Genomic DNA, 17,599 nt, shown 5'->3' with positions numbered 1-17,599 from the left:
TTTATTAAAACCTTATTTGAACCACGAAGCTCGCGAAGAAAAACCTAAAACCAACGGAATCGCCCTTCAAATGAACTCTCCACTGCCATGCACTCCAGTAAGAAAACTTCGTGACCTCTGTGTCCTTCGTGGTAGAAGGTTTTTGGCAGGGCTGTTGGTACTGCTCTCGTTTGCGCTGTTGACCGGTTGCGAAAAACCCGTGCTGCCTTCTCCTTTCCATGCCAGCGATGTCAGCGCCATGTTCACCCAGGCGGATTTTCGTTTGACCGATCAGGACGGCAAGACGCGCACGCTGGCGGATTTCCGCGGCAAGGCAGTGGCGCTGTTCTTCGGCTATGCACACTGCCCGGACGTGTGCGTCACTACGCTGGCCGATCTGGCGCAGACCATGAGCCTGCTCGGCAGCGACGCCGACAGGGTGCAGGTGCTGTTCATCACCGTCGATCCCGAGCGCGACAAGCCGGAGGTGCTGGCGCAATATACCCGCGCTTTCCACCCCTCGTTCCTCGGGCTGTATGGCGACGCGCAAGCCACGGCGCAGGCCGCCAAGGCGTTTTACGTGGGCTATGAGAAGCGTTTGACCGCGTCCGGCTACAATATGGACCACAGCGTCGGCACGTTCCTGGTCGACCCGAACGGCAAGGTGCGATTGCGTGCGCCGCTCGCGCAACGCGCCGACTGGCTGGCCGAGGATATCCGCAAGCTGCTCGGCGGGGCGTGATGCCGTGCCTTCGGATACAATGAATCCGGAGAAAGCGGTTCAATCCGCGGATTGAACCGGCAGCGTGTTTCTGGCCGCTGGTTTACGTACGGATGGCTGTAATCCATAAGGTCAAAAAAGCTTTCAGGGGAGTACGCGCAATGAAGATTCTGCTGGTGGATGATCACGCGTTGTTTCGCGACGGGATGCGTTATGTGCTGCAGCAACTGCCCGAAGAGGTCGAGATCATGGAGGCGGGAAATTTCCAGGAAGGCCTGAGAATCGCCAATCAGCATCCCGAACTCGACCTGGCGCTGCTCGACCTGAACATGCCCGGCAGCGAAGGTCCCATTTCCATCCGTTTCTTCCATCAGCGTTATCCGTATATTCCGGTGGTGGTGGTCTCCGGCGAAGAAAGCCGCGGCTACATGGAAAAGGTGATGGACTACGGCGCGATGGGTTTCGTCTGCAAGAGCTCGACCGCCCCCGTGATGCTGAGCGCGCTGAACCTGGTGCTTTCCGGCGGGGTGTATGTCCCGCCGCAGATGCTGCGGGGGCACGATACGCTGGCCGAAAAACCGCCGGAACTGGTTGACCGGCGCAGCATCAACACCAACGAGTACGGCCTGACGCAACGCCAGATGCAGGTGTTGATGCATATCGCGGCAGGATTGTCCAACAAGGAAATCGCCGAGGCGATCCACCTTGCCGAAGGAACCGTCAAGATTCACGTGGCGGCGGTCTATCAGACGCTACGCGTCAACAACCGCATGGAAGCCGTGCGCATGGCCGAGAAGCTCGGACTGGTCGGCAGCACCCCTCATGGCTGAAGCGGACAGCGCACTGCCCGGCGGCAAATTGCTCGGCCTGTTGCGCGAGTCGCGCTGGCTGCTGCTGGTCGCCTGCGCGCTGTATTTCACCGTCGCATTGTATGGCTATGACCGCGCCGACCCGGCGTGGTCGCACAGCGCCAGCGGCGCGCTGGTCAGCAATCCCGGCGGCACGCTGGGCGCCTATCTTTCCGACCTGTTGCTTTACCTGTTCGGCTTTTCCGCTTGGTGGTGGGTGCTGTTCCTGCTGCAGCGCGTGTGGGCGGGTTACCGCAACCTGCGCGCCGATAGCCTCTTTGACAAACGGACGCTGTGGGTCTCGGCCGCGGGGTTTCTGGTGCTGCTGCTGGCCAGCAGCGCGCTCGAAGCGACCCGCTTCCACACGCTGAAAGTCACGCTGCCGCTCGCGCCCGGCGGCATGCTCGGCACGCTGCTCGGCGATGCGCTGACGCGCCTGCTCGGTTTCACCGGCGCAACGCTGCTGCTGCTGGCGCTGATCACCGCCGGTTTCAGCCTGTTCAGCGGGCTGTCCTGGCTGCGTTTCGTGGACTGGCTCGGCGCGCTGCTGGACGATACTTATCGGCGTGCGCGCCTCGCGTGGCAGACGCGCCAGGACCGGCGCATCGGCGCGCAGGCGATGAGCGAGCGCATCGCCGTCGTCGAGGAGGAGAAGAGGCGCGTCGAGGAGCACCAGCCCATCCACATCGAGATGCCGCTGACGGAAGTCGCGAGGTCGGCGCGGGTCGCCGAGGAGCGGCAGGCTCCGCTGTTTTCCGAAATGCCGGACTCACCGCTGCCGCCGCTACACCTGCTCGACGAGGCGGCGCAGCAGGCCGAAACGGTGTCTGCCGACACGCTGGAATTCACCTCGCGCCTCATCGAGCGCAAGCTCAAGGATTTCGGCGTCGAAGTGAAAGTGGTCGCCGCCTATCCCGGCCCGGTGATCACGCGCTACGAAATCGACCCGGCGACCGGTGTGAAGGGTAGCCAGATCACAAACCTGGTGAAAGACCTGGCGCGCGCGCTGTCGGTGGTGAGCATCCGGCTGGTGGAGACCATTCCGGGCAAGGCTTACATGGCGCTGGAATTGCCCAATCCGAAGCGCCAGATGGTGCACCTGTCGGAAATTCTCGGCTCGCAGGTGTATGCCGACATGGGCTCCGCGCTGACCATCGCGATGGGCAAGGACATTTCCGGCAAGCCGGTGGTCGCCGACCTGGCGAAGATGCCGCATGTGCTGGTTGCGGGTACTACCGGTTCCGGCAAGTCGGTCGCGATCAACGCGATGATCCTGAGCCTGTTGTACAAGGCCACGCCGCAGCAGGTGCGTTTGCTGTTGATCGACCCGAAGATGCTTGAGCTTTCCGTTTACGAGGGTATTCCGCACCTGCTCTGCCCGGTAGTCACCGACATGCGCCAGGCCGCATCGGGGCTCAACTGGTGCGTGCAGGAAATGGATCGGCGCTACCGGCTGATGTCGGCGCTCGGCGTGCGCAACATCGCGGGCTACAACCAGAAGGTGCGCGAGGCGATCAAGGCGGAGCAGCCGCTGACCAACCCGTTCACGCTCACGCCGGAAAATCCGGAGGCATTGGAAGAATTGCCGCTGCTCGTAGTATTCATCGACGAGCTGGCGGATTTGATGATGGTGGTGGGCAAGAAGATCGAGGAGTTGATCGCGCGCCTCGCGCAGAAGGCGCGCGCCTCCGGCATCCACCTCGTACTCGCCACACAGCGCCCCTCGGTGGACGTGATCACCGGGCTCATCAAGGCTAACGTGCCGACGCGCGTGGCGTTCCAGGTGTCGAGCAAGATCGACTCGCGCACCATCCTCGACCAGATGGGGGCGGAGGCACTGCTCGGGCAGGGCGACATGCTCTACCTGCCGCCCGGCACCGGCTACCCGCAGCGCGTGCATGGCGCGTTTGTCTCCGACCAGGAAGTGCACCGCGTCGCCGAATACCTCAAGGTGCAGGGCGAGCCGAACTACATCGACGGCGTGCTCGACTCGCCGGAAGAAGCGGAGGGAGGCGGGGAGGGCGGGCCGAGCCTGGATGCGGAGGCCGATCCGCTGTACGACCAGGCGGTGGAGATCGTCGTCAAGAGCCGCCGTGCCTCAATCTCGCTGGTGCAGCGTCACCTGCGCATCGGCTACAACCGTGCCGCGCGGCTGGTCGAACAAATGGAGGCCGCGGGCATCGTCTCGGCGATGCAGGGCAACGGCAACCGCGAAGTGATTGCGCCAAACCGGGAAGGGTGAAAAAACAAAGGGAAGGGGGAAGAGGGAAGGGTAAACCCTCCGAGTCGCAGTTACCCTTCTCCCTTCTCCAACTCAGGTATAGAGCATGTTAAAAAAACTTTTTATCGGTCTCTCGATTTTCATGTGTGTCGCCCCCGCCCACGCCGGCGGCATCGACAAGCTCAAGGAATTCATCGCCGCGACGCATTCCGCGCAGGCGGAGTTCACGCAGGTGGTGCTCGACCAGAACGGCAAGCGCATCCAGAGCGCCTCCGGCGTCATGCAGTTCCAGCGCCCCGGCAAGTTCCGCTGGACCTACCGCAAGCCCTACGAGCAGATCATCGTCGGCGACGGCGAAAAATTCTGGCTGTACGACGTGGATCTGAACCAGGTGACGGTGAAAAAACTCGATGCGGCGCTGGGCAGCAGCCCAGCCGCGCTGCTCTCCGGCAGCAACGAGATCGAGCGCGGTTTTGTACTCAAGGAGAGCGGCAGCCAGGACGGGCTGGACTGGCTGCAGGCCATCGCCAAAACGCAGGACAGCAGCTTCGAGAAGATACTGATGGCGTTCAACGCGCAGGCCGAGTTGGTCGTCATGGAGCTGAACGACGCCTTCGGCCACAGGACCGTGCTGCGCTTTTCCGGCATGAAACGCAACCCACAGTTGCCTCCCTCGCAGTTCAAGCTCGTGCCGCCCAAGGGCGCGGATGTGCTGAGCGACTAGCCGTACCCATGTCAACCGGCAGCCTGTTTGATTCGCCATCACCCGCCGCGCCGCTGGCGGAACGGCTGCGCCCCAAACATATCGACGAAGTCATCGGGCAATCTCATTTATTAGGCGAGGGCAGGCCGCTGCGCCTCGCGTTCCAGTCCGGCAAATTGCACTCGATGATCCTGTGGGGGCCGCCTGGCGTGGGCAAGACAACGCTGGCGCGGCTGATGGCGCAGGCGTTTGATGCCGAGTTCGTGCCGCTTTCGGCGGTGCTGTCCGGCGTGAAAGACATCCGCGAGGCGATCGCGCAGGCGCAGCAGGTGCTGCAGCAGCGCGGCCGCCACACCATCCTGTTCGTCGATGAAGTGCATCGCTTCAACAAGTCGCAGCAGGATGCCTTCCTGCCGTTCGTCGAGCAGGGCTTGGTGACCTTCATCGGCGCGACCACTGAAAATCCGTCCTTCGAGGTGAATAACGCGCTGCTCTCGCGTGCGCAGGTATATGTGCTGCACGCGCTGTCTGCCGAGGAACTGGCGCAGCTGTTCGAGCGTGCGCGGCAGGTCGCCCTGGCGGATTTGCAGTTCAGCGACGATGCACGCGAGCGCCTCATCGGCTACGCCGACGGCGATGCGCGCCGCCTGCTGAACGTGCTGGAGCAGGTGCAGACCGCTGCACAGACGGCGAAGGTCGCGCAGATCGATGTGAAGTTCCTCGACAACACGCTGGCGCAGAACCTGCGCCGCTTCGACAAGGGCGGCGAGGCGTTCTACGATCAGATATCCGCGCTGCACAAGTCGGTGCGCGGCTCCAACCCGGATGCCGCGCTGTACTGGCTGGTGCGCATGCTGGACGGCGGCGCCGACCCGCGCTACCTCGCGCGGCGCATCGTGCGCATGGCGTGGGAGGACATCGGCCTGGCCGACCCGCGCGCGATCCAGTTGACGCAGGATGCCGCGCTGACCTACGAGCGGCTCGGCTCGCCGGAAGGTGAGTTGGCGCTGGCGCAGGCGGTGATCTACATGGCTTGCGCACCGAAGTCGAATGCCGGATACGTCGCGTATAATGCGGCCCGCGCCTGGGTGGCAAAGGACGGCTCGCGCGAAGTGCCGCTGCACCTGCGCAACGCACCGACCAAACTAATGAAACAACTCGATTACGGCAAGGACTACCGCTATGCGCACGACGAGGCGGGCGGTTATGCGGCGGGCGAGAATTATTTCCCGGACGGCATGCCGCAGGTGAGCTTCTACCAGCCAACCGGGCGCGGACTGGAAGGCAAGATTGCCGAAAAACTGGCGCGGCTTCGTGAACTGGATGCAAAAGTGGGTGAGCTGGATGCGGCGGCAAAAAACAAATAACTGAGATAATCGACCTTCGCAATCCCCACCGGGCGAATGCGTCAATGCAATGCGCAAACAGCCGAATGCTATTTAACTCCTACGCCTTCATCTTCCTCTATCTGCCCGTTGTGCTGCTGGGGTTCTTCTGGCTGGCTCGCCTCAGCCATGCCTTTGCCGCAGGCTGGCTGGCGCTGGCTTCGCTGTTCTTTTACGGCTACTGGAACCCTGCCTATGTCGGGCTGCTGCTGGGTTCCATCATGTGCAACTACGCCTTCGGTTTCTGGATGGCCAAGGCAGGCATCCGTCATGAAGACCGGCGCAAGAAGCAGTTGCTGGTGGTGGCGATTGCGTCCAATCTGGCCTTGTTGGCCTATTACAAGTACGCGAATTTTTTCGTCGCCAGCGTCAATACGGCAGCGGGCACGCAATGGAGCCTGGGCGAGATCATCCTGCCTCTGGGTATTTCGTTTTTTACCTTCACCCAGATCGCCTTCCTGGTGGACACCTACCAGGGCAAGGTGAAGGAGTACAACTTCATCCACTACCTGCTGTTCGTCACCTATTTCCCGCACCTGATTGCCGGGCCGGTGTTGCACCACAAGGAGATGATGCCCCAGTTTGCGCGTCCGTCCTCCTTTCACTTTCACCGCGAAACATTCGCGCTGGGCATGACGATCTTTGTGCTGGGTCTGGCGAAGAAGGTGCTAATTGCGGACTCGCTGGCCGAGTTTCCCGCGCCCATCTTTTCGGCGGTCGCGGCAGGCGGTCAGCCGATGTTTTTCGAGGCCTGGATAGGCGCGCTGGCCTATACCCTGCAATTGTATTTCGATTTTTCCGGCTATTCGGACATGGCCATCGGTTTGTCGCTGATGTTCAACGTGCGCTTGCCGATGAATTTCAATTCTCCCTACAAGTCCGCAAGCATCATCGATTTCTGGCGTCGCTGGCACATGACGCTGTCGCGCTTCCTGCGCGACTATCTGTACATCCCGCTGGGCGGCAACCGTAAGGGAAAATTCCGCCGCTACCTGAACCTGTTCATCACCATGCTGCTGGGCGGCCTGTGGCACGGGGCGGGCTGGACCTTCGTGGTATGGGGTGGACTGCACGGCATCTATCTCGTCATCAATCAAGCCTGGCGGACGCTCAAGCAAAGGCTGGGGTGGAGGAATGGCGGTGTGCTGGCGCGCCTGTTCTCCATCGCGCTGACCTTCCTGGCGGTGGTGGTGGGTTGGGTATTCTTCCGTGCCGAAAACTTCACTTCGGCCATGTCGATGCTGTCCGGCATGCTGGGGCAGAACGGATTGTCGCTATCCGAGTCGGCCTGGCGCCATTTCAACGAGACACACCCGCAATGGCTGGAGGGTGTCGCCATGAATGGACTGGCTCCGCTCTCCAGGGTGAATCCGGACCGTGCGTTGATTCTCATCATCCTGGGCCTGATGATCGTATGGCTGCTGCCCAACGTGCAGCAGATCATGCGAAGCTTCCGGCCGGTGCTGGATGAGAGCGGGGAGCTCGAGAGCAGCCGCTTCAAGTGGCGGTTTAATACCTATTTCGCGTGGTTTGCAGGGCTGGTTTTTGTGCTCTCGCTTTCCCTGCTATCGCGTGTGCGCGATTTCCTCTACTTCCAGTTCTGACCATGTCGCGCTACTTCACTCATTTCCTGATTATGGTTTTGCTGCTGGCGGGGGCGATGGCCGGCTTCAACTGGAAGGTTGACCCGTATGTGATTTATCGCGACCGGGACGCATTGCTGCAACAGCCTTCTCCTGTCAGGGTGATGAATGAACGCGTGTTCAAGACAGTGGGGCTGGCGCACGCCCGGGCGGACATCGTAATGCTGGGAACGTCGCGCATTGATATCGGCATCGGTAGGGGGCAACGGGCATTCGAGGGGAAGCGAGTCTTCAGCTTGGCAACCTTCGGCCAGCCGATACGTGAATCGCGCCGCCTGATGGAGATTGCGGTCGAACAGTCAAAGCCGAAGACAATCGTGCTGGGGCTGGATTTCTTCGCGTTCAATACCTTGTTCGTGCTACCCTCGGACTATGTTGAGGAGAACTACAGCCAGTGGCGGCCATACAGCCTGATGCTGTCGGTCAGCACTCTGGCCGATTCCCTCGCCGTTGTGCGGCAGAAAGTGCCCGCGGCTGGCGACTGCTGTTATGCCGATGGCTTCCGCACGCCGCAGGTCTTGTCCGGCTTCGCTGGAAGCTACCGGAACCGGTTCGCCGCCAACGAGCGCGCATACCTGCTGGAAAAATACCTTCCGTACCCGGCATGCAGTTTTTCCCTGGAGAGGAAGGATGGCGGAACGTCGCTGGACGACCTGCGCGAGATGATAAGGCTGGCGCATCGGCATCATGTCGATTTGCGCCTGTTTATATCCCCCGCACATGCGCGGCAGTGGGAAACGCTCGCCATCTCGGGTCTGTGGGGACAATGGGAAGAGTGGAAGCGCCAATTGGTCCGCATAAATGAAGACGAGGCCGGAAAAGCTGCCGAAGCGGTTTTTCTGCTATGGGATTTCAGCGGCTATGACGCGATTTCCAGCGAAGACGTGCCCGCCGCGGGCGACAGCAAAACTGTCATGCGCTGGTATTCGGATTCGGCGCACTACACCCAGGAACTGGGCAAGCGCATCGTCCAGCGCATGTTTGCGCCAACTGCCGAACAGTCGGATGGCTGGGGTCTGGCGATGAATGGTGCCAACATCGAGGCGCACCTGGAGCAGGTGCGCCTTGCCCGTGAGCAATACCGCGCGGCGCACCGGCAGGAGATAGCGGATATTGAAGGGATTGCCCGCGAGGTGAGCCGGATAAAACACTGCCCACGCAGGCAATGAGAAATTTATAATTGCGCCATTGATAGGCACCGTTGCGGTGCTTGCACCCGGATGAGGAAAACATGCTAGATATTCAAATTTTACGCAGTGACCTGAACAATGTTGCAGCGCGCCTTGCGACGCGCGGCTTCGTGCTGGATACTGCGAAGTTCGAGCGGCTTGAAGGCGAGCGCAAAATCATCCAGACGCGCACGCAGGAGTTGCAGGCCAAGCGCAACAGCAGCTCCAAGCTGATCGGGCAGGCCAAGGCGAAAGGCGAGGATGCCTCGGCGATCATGGCTGAAGTTGCCAGCCTCGGCGACGAGCTCAAGCAGCTCGAGACGCGGCTCGAACAGATACAGCATGAGCTGAATGCGTTTCTTTCCGTCATTCCCAATACCCCACACACCGATGTGCCGGCCGGAAAGTCGGAGACGGACAACGTCGAGGTACGCAAGGTTGGCGAGATTCCACGATTCGATTTCGAGGTGCAGGATCACGTCAGCCTCGGCGAAGGACTGGGCGGGCTGGACTTCGACACCGCAACCAAGATTTCCGGCGCGCGCTTTTCGCTGCTCAAGGGGCCGTTGGCGCGGCTGCACCGCGCACTCGCGCAGTTCATGCTCGATACGCATACGGAGGAGCATGGCTACACCGAGACCTATGTGCCGTACATCGTGAACGCCGACTCGATGCGCGGCACCGGACAGCTGCCGAAATTCGAGGAGGACTTGTTTCGTGTGCCACGCCAGATGGGCGAAGAGGGTGAGCAGAACTTTTACCTGATTCCTACTGCCGAAGTCCCGGTCACCAACATGGTGCGCGACGAGATCGTGCCGCTGGAGAAGCTGCCGATGAAGTTCGTGGCGCACACGCCCTGCTTCCGCTCCGAGGCCGGTTCCTACGGGCGCGACACGCGCGGCATGATCCGCCAGCACCAGTTCGACAAGGTGGAGCTGGTGCAGATCGTGCATCCGGAAAAATCCTACGAGGGGCTGGGAGAACTGCTCGGCCACGCCGAGACGATATTGCAGAAGCTCGGCCTGCCGTACCGCGTGGTGAAGCTGTGCACCGGGGACATGGGCTTCTCCGCCGCGATGACCTACGACATCGAGGTGTGGCTGCCGGCGCAGAACACCTACCGCGAGATTTCCTCGTGCAGCAACTTCGAGGCGTTCCAGGCGCGCCGCATGCAGGCGCGCTTCAGGAACAGCGCGGGCAAGCCGGAACTGCTGCACACGCTGAACGGCTCCGGCCTTGCGGTCGGCCGCACGCTGGTCGCCGTCCTCGAAAACTATCAACAGGCCGACGGCAGCGTGGCGATTCCAGAAGTCTTGCACCCCTACATGGGCGGCATGGAAAAACTCTCCCGCTAGATGGACGCCATCCACCTGCTCGGCATCGCCGGGGTCGATTCGCGCGAACGGCCTGCCGCGCGTCTCTGGGCGAGGCGGCTGGAGTGGCCGATGGTGCTGGTCGTGCTGTGGATTCCGATCCAGTGGTATCTGGAGGAGACGCAGCTCATCACGCCGCAGTTTGCGCGCGTTGCCGACTGGCTGGTGTGGCTGACGTTCGTGTGTGAAACCATCTTATTGAGCGTCCTGGTCAGGAACCGGCGCGCGTATCTCTTCGGCAACTGGATGAATCTGGTCATCATCACCGGCGGCATGCCCTTCTTCTGGCAGTTTGCGCCCCTGGTCGGGCTGCTGCGCAGCTTCCGCCTGGTGTTCGTGGTGATGCTGCTGGTGCGCCTGTCAAAATCCGCACGCAAGCTGCTCTCGCGCCATCAGCTTGGCAACACGCTCGCGGTGGCCTTCGTCACGCTGGTGCTGTCCGGCGTGATCATCTCGCGCATCGATCCCTCCATCGGCACCGTATGGGACGGAATGTGGTGGGCCTGGGTAACGATGGCTACGGTGGGTTACGGCGATGTGGTGCCGCACAGCGGGATGGGGCGGCTGTTCGGCTCGCTGCTGATCCTGTTCGGGGTAGTGCTGCTTTCCATGCTGACCGCCAACCTCGCGGCCTTCTTCATCGGCAGCGATGTCGAGAAGGTGGAGCGTGAGGAGAAGGAAACCGACCGGCGGCTCAAGGAAATATCCGCGCGGCTGGAGCGCATCGAGCGTCTGCTGGAAGAAAAGCCGGGCGCGAGCCACGATTAGTCCAGCAGTTTCCCCAGCGGCTCGAACAGCTGATAGGCGAACGCCTCCATGTCCTGCGGGGCCGCCTCGGGCGCCAGCCGCTTGAGCATGTCGTGGTAGCTGCGGATGTTCTCCACCAGGATCACCGCCTCGCCGCCGCGTGCGTAGCCGTGTTTCAGCGTTTCGTAATAACCCGGCTGATTCAGCCGCGGCATCCATTTTTTGATGTCCATCCAACTGTCCGGATTCATTCCGGCACGTTCGGTCAGGATGCGCGCATCCTCCAGGTGTCCATAGCCCTGGTTGTAGGCGGCCAGCGCCATCCAGGTGCGGTCCGGCTCCGGGATGCGCTCGGGCATCTGCTCCCGGATCAAGGCCAGGTACTTCGCGCCGGCGAGGATGCTCTCTCGCGCATCGAGCCGGTTCTTGACCTCCATCAGGTCGGCGGTGTCCTCGGTCAGCATCATCATGCCGCGCACATTGGTGAACGAGGTCGCGAGCGGGTCCCACTGCGATTCCTGATAGGCCAGCGCCGCCAGCATTCGCCAGTCGAAGCCGGTCAGGCCGGCGGCCTCTTCGAACAGGGTGCGGTAATTCGGCAGCACCTTGTTGATCTTGGCAATGAAGGAGGCGGCATCCAGCGGCTGCAGCCGGCCGCTGTGCCCATAGTAGCGATCCAGCAGGCGTTTCAGCGTGCCGTCCTGGCGGATGCGGTCGAAGAAGACCTGCGCCTCTTTCGGCAACTCCGGATCGCCATCCATGGAGAAGGCCCAGGCTAGCTTGGAAGGGGTGCCAATATCGAAGGCTGCCGCGAGGTTCGAGTAATAGTTGCGCGCATCGGCAAGTTGCAGCTCGTTGGCCACCGCGCAATCTGTTGTGCCTTCGGCTACCTCCTGCAGCAGGTCTTTCACGCTGAGTTCGCTGCGGGATTGCCATTGCAGAGAGGGCGATTTTTCAAACGCATCGCGCAGCGCCTCCTCCTGCGCAGAACCGGTTATTGCCGCGAGTTTTTTCCCCTCCAGATCGGCAAGTTTTCGGGGAAAGAAGTTGTCGCGGTTGCAGACAATCTGTTCGCGCACCGTCTGGTAGCTCGGCCCGAAGCGCAGCGAGGAGTTGTTTATGCCGCTGCGCAGCGAAGCGGCGGCAAGGTGCGCCTTGTTTTTACGCAACGCCTGGCTGACCTTGTCCGGAGCGCTGGGAATCAGCTCGACGGCAGCGTGCAGATGTTCGCCAAAAAGTTGCACCAGTTCGCGCTCGAACTCGGCCTCCGCGCCCTGTGAAACATCGGGCACGATCACCAGCAGTTTGCCGTCGCGCCAGGAGGGAAGCTGCGGGCTGCAGGCAACCAGCAGCAGGACCATGCTGACCAGTGCCGTTTGCAAACGCTGTTTAGGGTTTTGCATGTGAACATTCTGCACGAAATCGGAGGTTGCTGGTAAAATGCGCGCCGCTATTGGTTGACACACTCCGGAGAGGTGGCAGAGTGGTCGAATGTACCTGACTCGAAATCAGGCGTACGGTAACCCCGTACCGAGGGTTCGAATCCCTCCCTCTCCGCCAAACAAAAACCGCCCCTTGTGGGCGGTTTGTGTTTGTGTTTGTGTGTGTGAGCGGCTGATTTGGCACTAATTTGCGGATCATTTGGCACTTGCGTTAAATATTTGATTGGCCGTGGATGATTTTATTTTTTAGTGCCAAATCGTCCACAAAAATTTTATTTGTAACTATCTGATTTCACGATTCATCATTTTTTCGGTTGTGCCAAATCAATCGCTCCCCACACCTGCTTGAATCCTGGTGATTGGCGGGTTTGTTGTTTTGTGCCAAGCCTCTCTGGCCCAAGGCAAGAAGCATTGCCCAACAAGATTGGAAGCTGGTAGCATGGCTCCCATCCCCGGCAGATATTTGTGCGGTAGCCGGCAACCAAGGAGGGAATATCATGGGAAGCAAAGATAAGAAAAAAGAATCCAAGGGCAAGAAACCCCAACCCAAACCAACTCCCGCTGGCAAATAGCCCAGTCGGATTTTTATCCCGTTTTTACGCGACAGGCGGTTCAGCCTGCCCGCAGGCGCGCATCTGTCGTACGTTCCCTAACCATGAACGGCTGCAAAGAATGACCAAGGTCTAGCATGGACTTCCTGCCGGTTTTCATGGATGTCAGGGGCAAGCTGTGCCTCGTCGCCGGCGGCGGCGAGGTCGCGCACCGCAAGACAGCACTGCTGCTGGATGCGGGCGCGAGGGTGCGGGTGGTCGCCCCGCAATTCTCGGAAGCCTTCGCTGGCCTGCACGTCGAATGTATCGCGGAACGTTTTCAGCCTGGCCACCTGGACGGCGTAGCGCTGGCCATCGCCGCGACCGACGACGGCGCGGTCAACCGCGAGATTTCGGAGCAGGCGCGCGCGCGCAACATCCCGGTGAATGTCGTCGACAATCCCGCCCTGTGCACCTTCATCATGCCCGCCATTCTGGATCGCTCGCCGCTGCTGGTGGCGATTTCCAGCGGCGGCGCGTCGCCGGTGCTCGTGCGGATACTACGCGGCAAGCTGGAGGCGCTGATCCCGCAGGGCTACGGCTGCCTCGCCGCATTCGCCGGGCGCTTCCGCAATACCGTCAGGACGCATGTCGCCGCCCCGGCCGAGCGGCGCGCTTTCTGGGAGAACGTGCTGGAGGGCGCAATCGCCGAAAAGGTGCTGGCGGGCGACGAGGCGACAGCGGAAACCATGCTGCACGGTCTGCTGGAAAGCGAAATCACACGACCGACCGGCGAGGTGTATCTGGTTGGCGCAGGCCCCGGCGACCCGGATCTGCTGACGCTGCGCGCCCTGCGCCTGATGCAGAAGGCCGACGTGGCGCTCTACGACAACCTGGTGTCCGAACCCGTCGTCGCAATGACGCGGCGCGATGCGACGCGCATTTTTGTCGGCAAAAAGCGCGCCGCCCACACCATGCCGCAGGAGGAGATCAACGAACTGTTGGTGCGGCTTGCCAAAGAAGGCAAGCGCGTGCTGCGGCTCAAGGGCGGCGACCCGTTCATCTTCGGGCGCGGCGGCGAGGAGATCGAGACCCTCGCCGCGCACGGCATCCCGTTCCAGGTCGTGCCCGGCATCACCGCCGCCTCGGGCGTCTCGGCCTACGCGGGCATCCCGCTGACGCACCGCGACCACGCGCAGTCCTGCGTCTTCGTGACCGGCCACCTGAAGGACGGCAGCATGAACCTCGACTGGGACGCGCTCGCGCGCCCCAACCAGACCGTCGTGGTGTACATGGGGCTGCACGGCCTCGAAATTCTCTGCGCAGAACTCGTGGCGCACGGCCTACCGGACAGCACCCCCGCCGTGATCGTGCAGCAGGGAACCACGCAGAACCAGCGCGTCATCACCGGCACGCTCGCGACGCTGCCCGGCATCGCCCAGCTTGAAAAACCGCAGCCGCCGACCCTCATTATCGTCGGCGGGGTGGTTGCGTTGAGGGAGAAGCTGGCTTGGTTCGAGCCGAAGAAATCCGATAGGCCGCGAGATTAGGGAAGCATGGGTTAAGTTGACCGTTCGCCCTGAGCCTGTCGAAGGGTGAACGCTCTACTTGAAGCCGTTCATGGTTCGACAAGCTCACCACGAACGGACTAGATTTTTGGAAATTACTTGATTCGCATTCCCGGCTGCGCGCCCTCGTCCGGGCTGAGGATGAACAGGCCCAGCGCATCGCCGGAGGCCGCCAGCACCATGCCTTCCGACATGCCGAACTTCATCTTGCGTGGCGCGAGGTTGGCGACCATTACCGTGAGGCGGCCTTTCAGTTTCTCCGGGTCGTAGGCCGACTTGATGCCCGCGAACACCGTGCGCGGTTTCTCCTCGCCGATGTCCAGCGTCAGCTTCAACAATTTTTCCGCACCTTCCACATGTTCCGCGTTGACGATCTTCGCCACGCGCAGATCCACCTTCATGAAATCGTCGATGCCGATGAAAGGCTCGAAGTCCTTCTCCGCCTGCGCGACTTCCTTGCTTGCGGCATGCTGCTGGTGTTCGGCGTGGCGCTGCTCGGAATGCACGGGTGGCTGTAGGGATTCCCTGTTCGCGGCAACCATCGCCTCGATCAGCTTGGGGTCGAGGCGTGTTGCCAGGTGTTGATAGGCATTGATATGTGTTGGCAATACAGCGAGATCGTCCCATTTGAAGTCCCGATCCATATCGAACAGTTCGCGTGCAACGCGAGAGGTCAGCGCTGGCAGCACCGGGCTCAATAGTGTCGAGAGCACATAGAAACCGTGCAGCGCACGCGAGCAGATGTCGTGCAGTGCTGCACGCTGTGCCTCGTCCTTGGCAAGTGTCCACGGCGCAGCGACGGCAATCTCGCCGTTGATGCGGTCGGCGATGGCCATAATTTCACGCAGTGCCCGCGCATAGTCGCGGTTCTCGTATGATTCGGCGATGGTCTGGCCTTGGCCTATGGCACCTTCAAGTATGTTCTTGGTTTCGCCAAAGGCGAGCTTGCCATCGAAGAACTTGGTGATAAATCCCGCGCATCGGCTCGCAATGTTGATGTACTTGCCAACCAAATCGCTATTCACCTTCGCGACGAAATCCTCGAGGTTCAGGTCGAGGTCTTCCATCGTGCCATTCAGCTTGGCAGCGTAGTAGTAGCGCAGGTATTCGGTGTTCCCGATGTGGTCGATGTAGCTGCGCGCGGTGATGAATGTGCCGCGCGACTTGCTCATCTTCTCGCCGTTTACGGTGAGGAAGCCGTGCGCGAACAGCTTGGTCGGGGTGCGGAAGCCGGCGTGGTGCAGCTCGGCTGGCCAGAACAGGGCGTGGAAATACAGGATGTCCTTGCCGATGAAGTGATACAGCTCGGCGTCTGAGCCGGGCTTCCAGTACTCGTCGAAGTCGAGGCCGTCCCTGTCGCACAGTTGCCGGAAGCTGCCCATGTAGCCCACGGGCGCGTCCAGCCACACGTAGAAATACTTGCCCGGCGCATCGGGAATCTCGAAGCCGAAGTAGGGCGCGTCGCGCGAGATGTCCCAATCGGAGAGCTTGTTCTCGCCCTCTGCGCCGAGCCATTCCTGCATCTTGTTGGCGGCTTCGGGTTGCAGCGTGCCGCTGCGCGTCCATTCGCGCAGGAACTTCTGGCAGGTGTCGGCGGAGAGCTTGAAGAAGTAGTGGTCGGAGTTGCGCAGTTCCGGCGCCGCACCCGATACGGCGGAGTAGGGGTTTTTCAGTTCGGTGGGCGCATAGGCCGCGCCGCAGGCCTCGCAGTTGTCGCCGTACTGGTCCTTTGCGCCGCATTTCGGGCACTCGCCCTTGATGAAGCGGTCCGGCAGGAACATCTGCTTGACCGGGTCGTAGAACTGCTCGATGGAGCGCTTTTCGATCAGCCCCTTCTCGCGCAGGCGCAGGTAGATGGTCTCCGCGCACAGCCGGTTCTCCGGCGAGTTGGTTGAGCCGTAGTGGTCGAACTCGACATGGAACGCCGCGAAGTCGCTGGTGTGCTCCTCCCACACTTTCGCGATGAGTTGCTCCGGCGTGATGCCTTCCTTCTCGGCACGCAGCATGATCGGCGTGCCGTGCGTGTCGTCGGCGCAGACGTAGTGGCAGGTATTGCCCTGCATCTTCTGGAAGCGCACCCAGATGTCGGTCTGGATGTACTCGACGAGATGGCCGAGGTGGATGCTGCCGTTGGCGTAGGGCAGGGCGGAGGTGACGAGGATTTTTCGATTGGACATTTGACCGTGCCGGAATGCTGTGAGGCGCGAATTTTAGCAAATCTGCGCGCAACGGCGGCGAATTGGTTAAAATCGCGCCCGAATGAAACACTCCAGGGAAACGCAATGAGCATCAAGTCGGACAAGTGGATACGCCGCATGGCGGAGCAGCATGGGATGATCGAGCCGTTCGAGCCGAATCAGGTGAAGGAAGTCAACGGGCACAAGATCGTGTCCTACGGCACATCGAGCTACGGCTACGACATCCGCTGCTCCGACGAATTCAAGCTGTTCACCAACATCAACAGCACCATCGTCGATCCGAAGAATTTCGACCCGAATTCCTTTGTCGAGGTGAAGAACGATTACTGCATCATCCCGCCGAATTCCTTTGCGCTGGCGCGCACCGTCGAATACTTCCGCATCCCGCGTAGCGTGCTGACCGTGTGCCTCGGCAAGTCAACCTACGCGCGCTGCGGCATCATCGTCAACGTGACGCCGTTCGAGCCAGAATGGGAAGGCTACGTCACCCTGGAGTTCTCCAACACCACACCGCTGCCCGCCAAGATTTACGCCAACGAGGGCGTGGCGCAGGTGCTGTTCTTCGAGAGCGACGAAATCTGCGAGACCTCCTACAAGGATCGCGGCGGCAAGTACCAGGGGCAGGTGGGCGTGACCCTGCCGAAAATTTAATCCGCATGCCGCACCGCAAGAAAATTGTCTGGCGTTCCCCCAAAGGCGACGTTATCGCCTGCGTGGAAAAGAACAAGATGCTGCAGGAAAACCTCGCCGAAATCCGCCAGGTCTGCCAGGATGCCCTGGAAGACGCCGTGCTGATGGGCTGCGACGAGCAGCAGTTCCGTGCGGTGCTGGCCGAACTGGTCAACGGCCTGGAAAATCCCTATCCGCCGCAGGACTAGGGCTGGCAGCAAAAATCCCTTCCCTTGCCCTGCAAATCTGCGACAATCCGCGCAAATTTTTACCCCTCTGAGAGTAAGCCATGAAATTCAGGTTTAGTTACGACATCACATTGGCCTGCGGCCAATATGAGTCTGCACTGAAACTCCACCTTGCCCTGCGTGATGAAGGCACTCAAGGCGTTGCGTATCGTTCC

General features: G+C 61.0%; 14 protein-coding genes and 1 tRNA gene. 13 read left to right on the top strand and 2 right to left on the bottom strand.

What is annotated here, in order from left to right; all coding sequences use genetic code 11:
• The first annotated feature begins 142 nt into the window (after positions 1–142).
• The 9 genes from ACRRNM_RS06790 (at position 143) to ACRRNM_RS06750 (ending at position 10,810) form a co-directional block, all read left to right on the top strand.
• Positions 143–721 carry an SCO family protein gene (locus ACRRNM_RS06790; protein ID WP_435627474.1) on the top strand — a complete coding sequence of 193 codons (579 nt, stop codon included), beginning with the start codon at positions 143–145 and terminating at the stop codon, positions 719–721.
• Between the two features lie 140 nt (positions 722–861).
• On the top strand, positions 862–1,530 hold the full coding sequence (locus tag ACRRNM_RS06785; protein ID WP_435627473.1) for a response regulator: 669 nt from the start codon (positions 862–864) through the stop codon (positions 1,528–1,530).
• Positions 1,523–3,790, top strand: a complete 2,268-nt coding sequence (locus ACRRNM_RS06780) for a DNA translocase FtsK (protein WP_435627472.1) — start codon at positions 1,523–1,525, stop codon at positions 3,788–3,790. Before ACRRNM_RS06785 ends, ACRRNM_RS06780 begins: the two co-directional genes overlap by 8 nt.
• A gap of 85 nt (positions 3,791–3,875) precedes the next feature.
• Positions 3,876–4,493 (top strand): outer membrane lipoprotein chaperone LolA, encoded by a 618-nt coding sequence (gene lolA, locus ACRRNM_RS06775; RefSeq protein WP_435627471.1) that lies wholly within the window; start codon positions 3,876–3,878, stop codon positions 4,491–4,493.
• Between the two features lie 8 nt (positions 4,494–4,501).
• Positions 4,502–5,839: a replication-associated recombination protein A gene (locus ACRRNM_RS06770; protein WP_435627470.1), complete on the top strand. Its 1,338-nt coding sequence runs from the start codon at positions 4,502–4,504 to the stop codon at positions 5,837–5,839.
• Between the two features lie 65 nt (positions 5,840–5,904).
• A complete protein-coding gene (locus ACRRNM_RS06765) occupies positions 5,905–7,461 on the top strand; it encodes an MBOAT family O-acyltransferase (protein ID WP_435627469.1) in 1,557 nt (518 codons plus the stop codon).
• A 2-nt stretch (positions 7,462–7,463) separates the two neighbouring features.
• On the top strand, positions 7,464–8,669 hold the full coding sequence (locus ACRRNM_RS06760) for a hypothetical protein (protein ID WP_435627468.1): 1,206 nt from the start codon (positions 7,464–7,466) through the stop codon (positions 8,667–8,669).
• 62 nt (positions 8,670–8,731) lie between these two features.
• On the top strand, positions 8,732–10,024 hold the full coding sequence (gene serS / locus ACRRNM_RS06755) for a serine--tRNA ligase (protein WP_435627467.1): 1,293 nt from the start codon (positions 8,732–8,734) through the stop codon (positions 10,022–10,024).
• Positions 10,025–10,810 carry a potassium channel family protein gene (locus ACRRNM_RS06750; protein ID WP_435627466.1) on the top strand — a complete coding sequence of 262 codons (786 nt, stop codon included), beginning with the start codon at positions 10,025–10,027 and terminating at the stop codon, positions 10,808–10,810. It begins immediately after the preceding gene.
• Here ACRRNM_RS06750 and mltF read toward each other — a convergent pair.
• On the bottom strand, positions 10,807–12,192 hold the full coding sequence (mltF, locus tag ACRRNM_RS06745; RefSeq protein WP_435627465.1) for a membrane-bound lytic murein transglycosylase MltF: 1,386 nt from the start codon (positions 12,190–12,192) through the stop codon (positions 10,807–10,809). The genes ACRRNM_RS06750 and mltF overlap by 4 nt on opposite strands.
• A gap of 66 nt (positions 12,193–12,258) precedes the next feature.
• Between mltF and ACRRNM_RS06740 the strand changes: the two genes are divergently transcribed.
• Together ACRRNM_RS06740 and cysG are read left to right on the top strand one after the other, a co-directional pair.
• Positions 12,259–12,349: transfer RNA gene (locus ACRRNM_RS06740), tRNA-Ser, on the top strand.
• Positions 12,350–12,919: 570 nt separating this feature from the next.
• Entirely contained in the window at positions 12,920–14,311 is a 1,392-nt protein-coding gene (cysG, locus tag ACRRNM_RS06735; RefSeq protein WP_435627464.1) for a siroheme synthase CysG, read from the top strand.
• Positions 14,312–14,424: 113 nt separating this feature from the next.
• Here the strand turns inward: cysG and metG are convergent, their stop codons facing one another.
• Positions 14,425–16,506 carry a methionine--tRNA ligase gene (metG, locus tag ACRRNM_RS06730; protein ID WP_435627463.1) on the bottom strand — a complete coding sequence of 694 codons (2,082 nt, stop codon included), beginning with the start codon at positions 16,504–16,506 and terminating at the stop codon, positions 14,425–14,427.
• Positions 16,507–16,611: 105 nt separating this feature from the next.
• On the opposite strand from metG, the gene dcd reads away from it, so the two are divergent.
• The gene (dcd, locus tag ACRRNM_RS06725; RefSeq protein ID WP_435627462.1) at positions 16,612–17,178 is read left to right on the top strand and encodes a dCTP deaminase; all 567 of its coding nucleotides are present in this window, start codon (positions 16,612–16,614) and stop codon (positions 17,176–17,178) included.
• A 5-nt stretch (positions 17,179–17,183) separates the two neighbouring features.
• Complete coding sequence (locus ACRRNM_RS06720) at positions 17,184–17,405, top strand: hypothetical protein (RefSeq protein ID WP_435627461.1); 222 nt, start codon at positions 17,184–17,186, stop codon at positions 17,403–17,405.
• The last annotated feature ends 194 nt before the right edge of the window (positions 17,406–17,599 follow it).

Origin of the sequence: Ferrigenium straubiae (genome assembly GCF_051257895.1) — a bacterium.
In the GTDB taxonomy this organism is placed as follows: Bacteria; Pseudomonadota; Gammaproteobacteria; order Burkholderiales; family Gallionellaceae; genus Gallionella; species Gallionella straubiae.
Note: the sequence above shows the minus strand (reverse complement) of the source record. Positions and strands in the feature narration are given on the sequence as shown.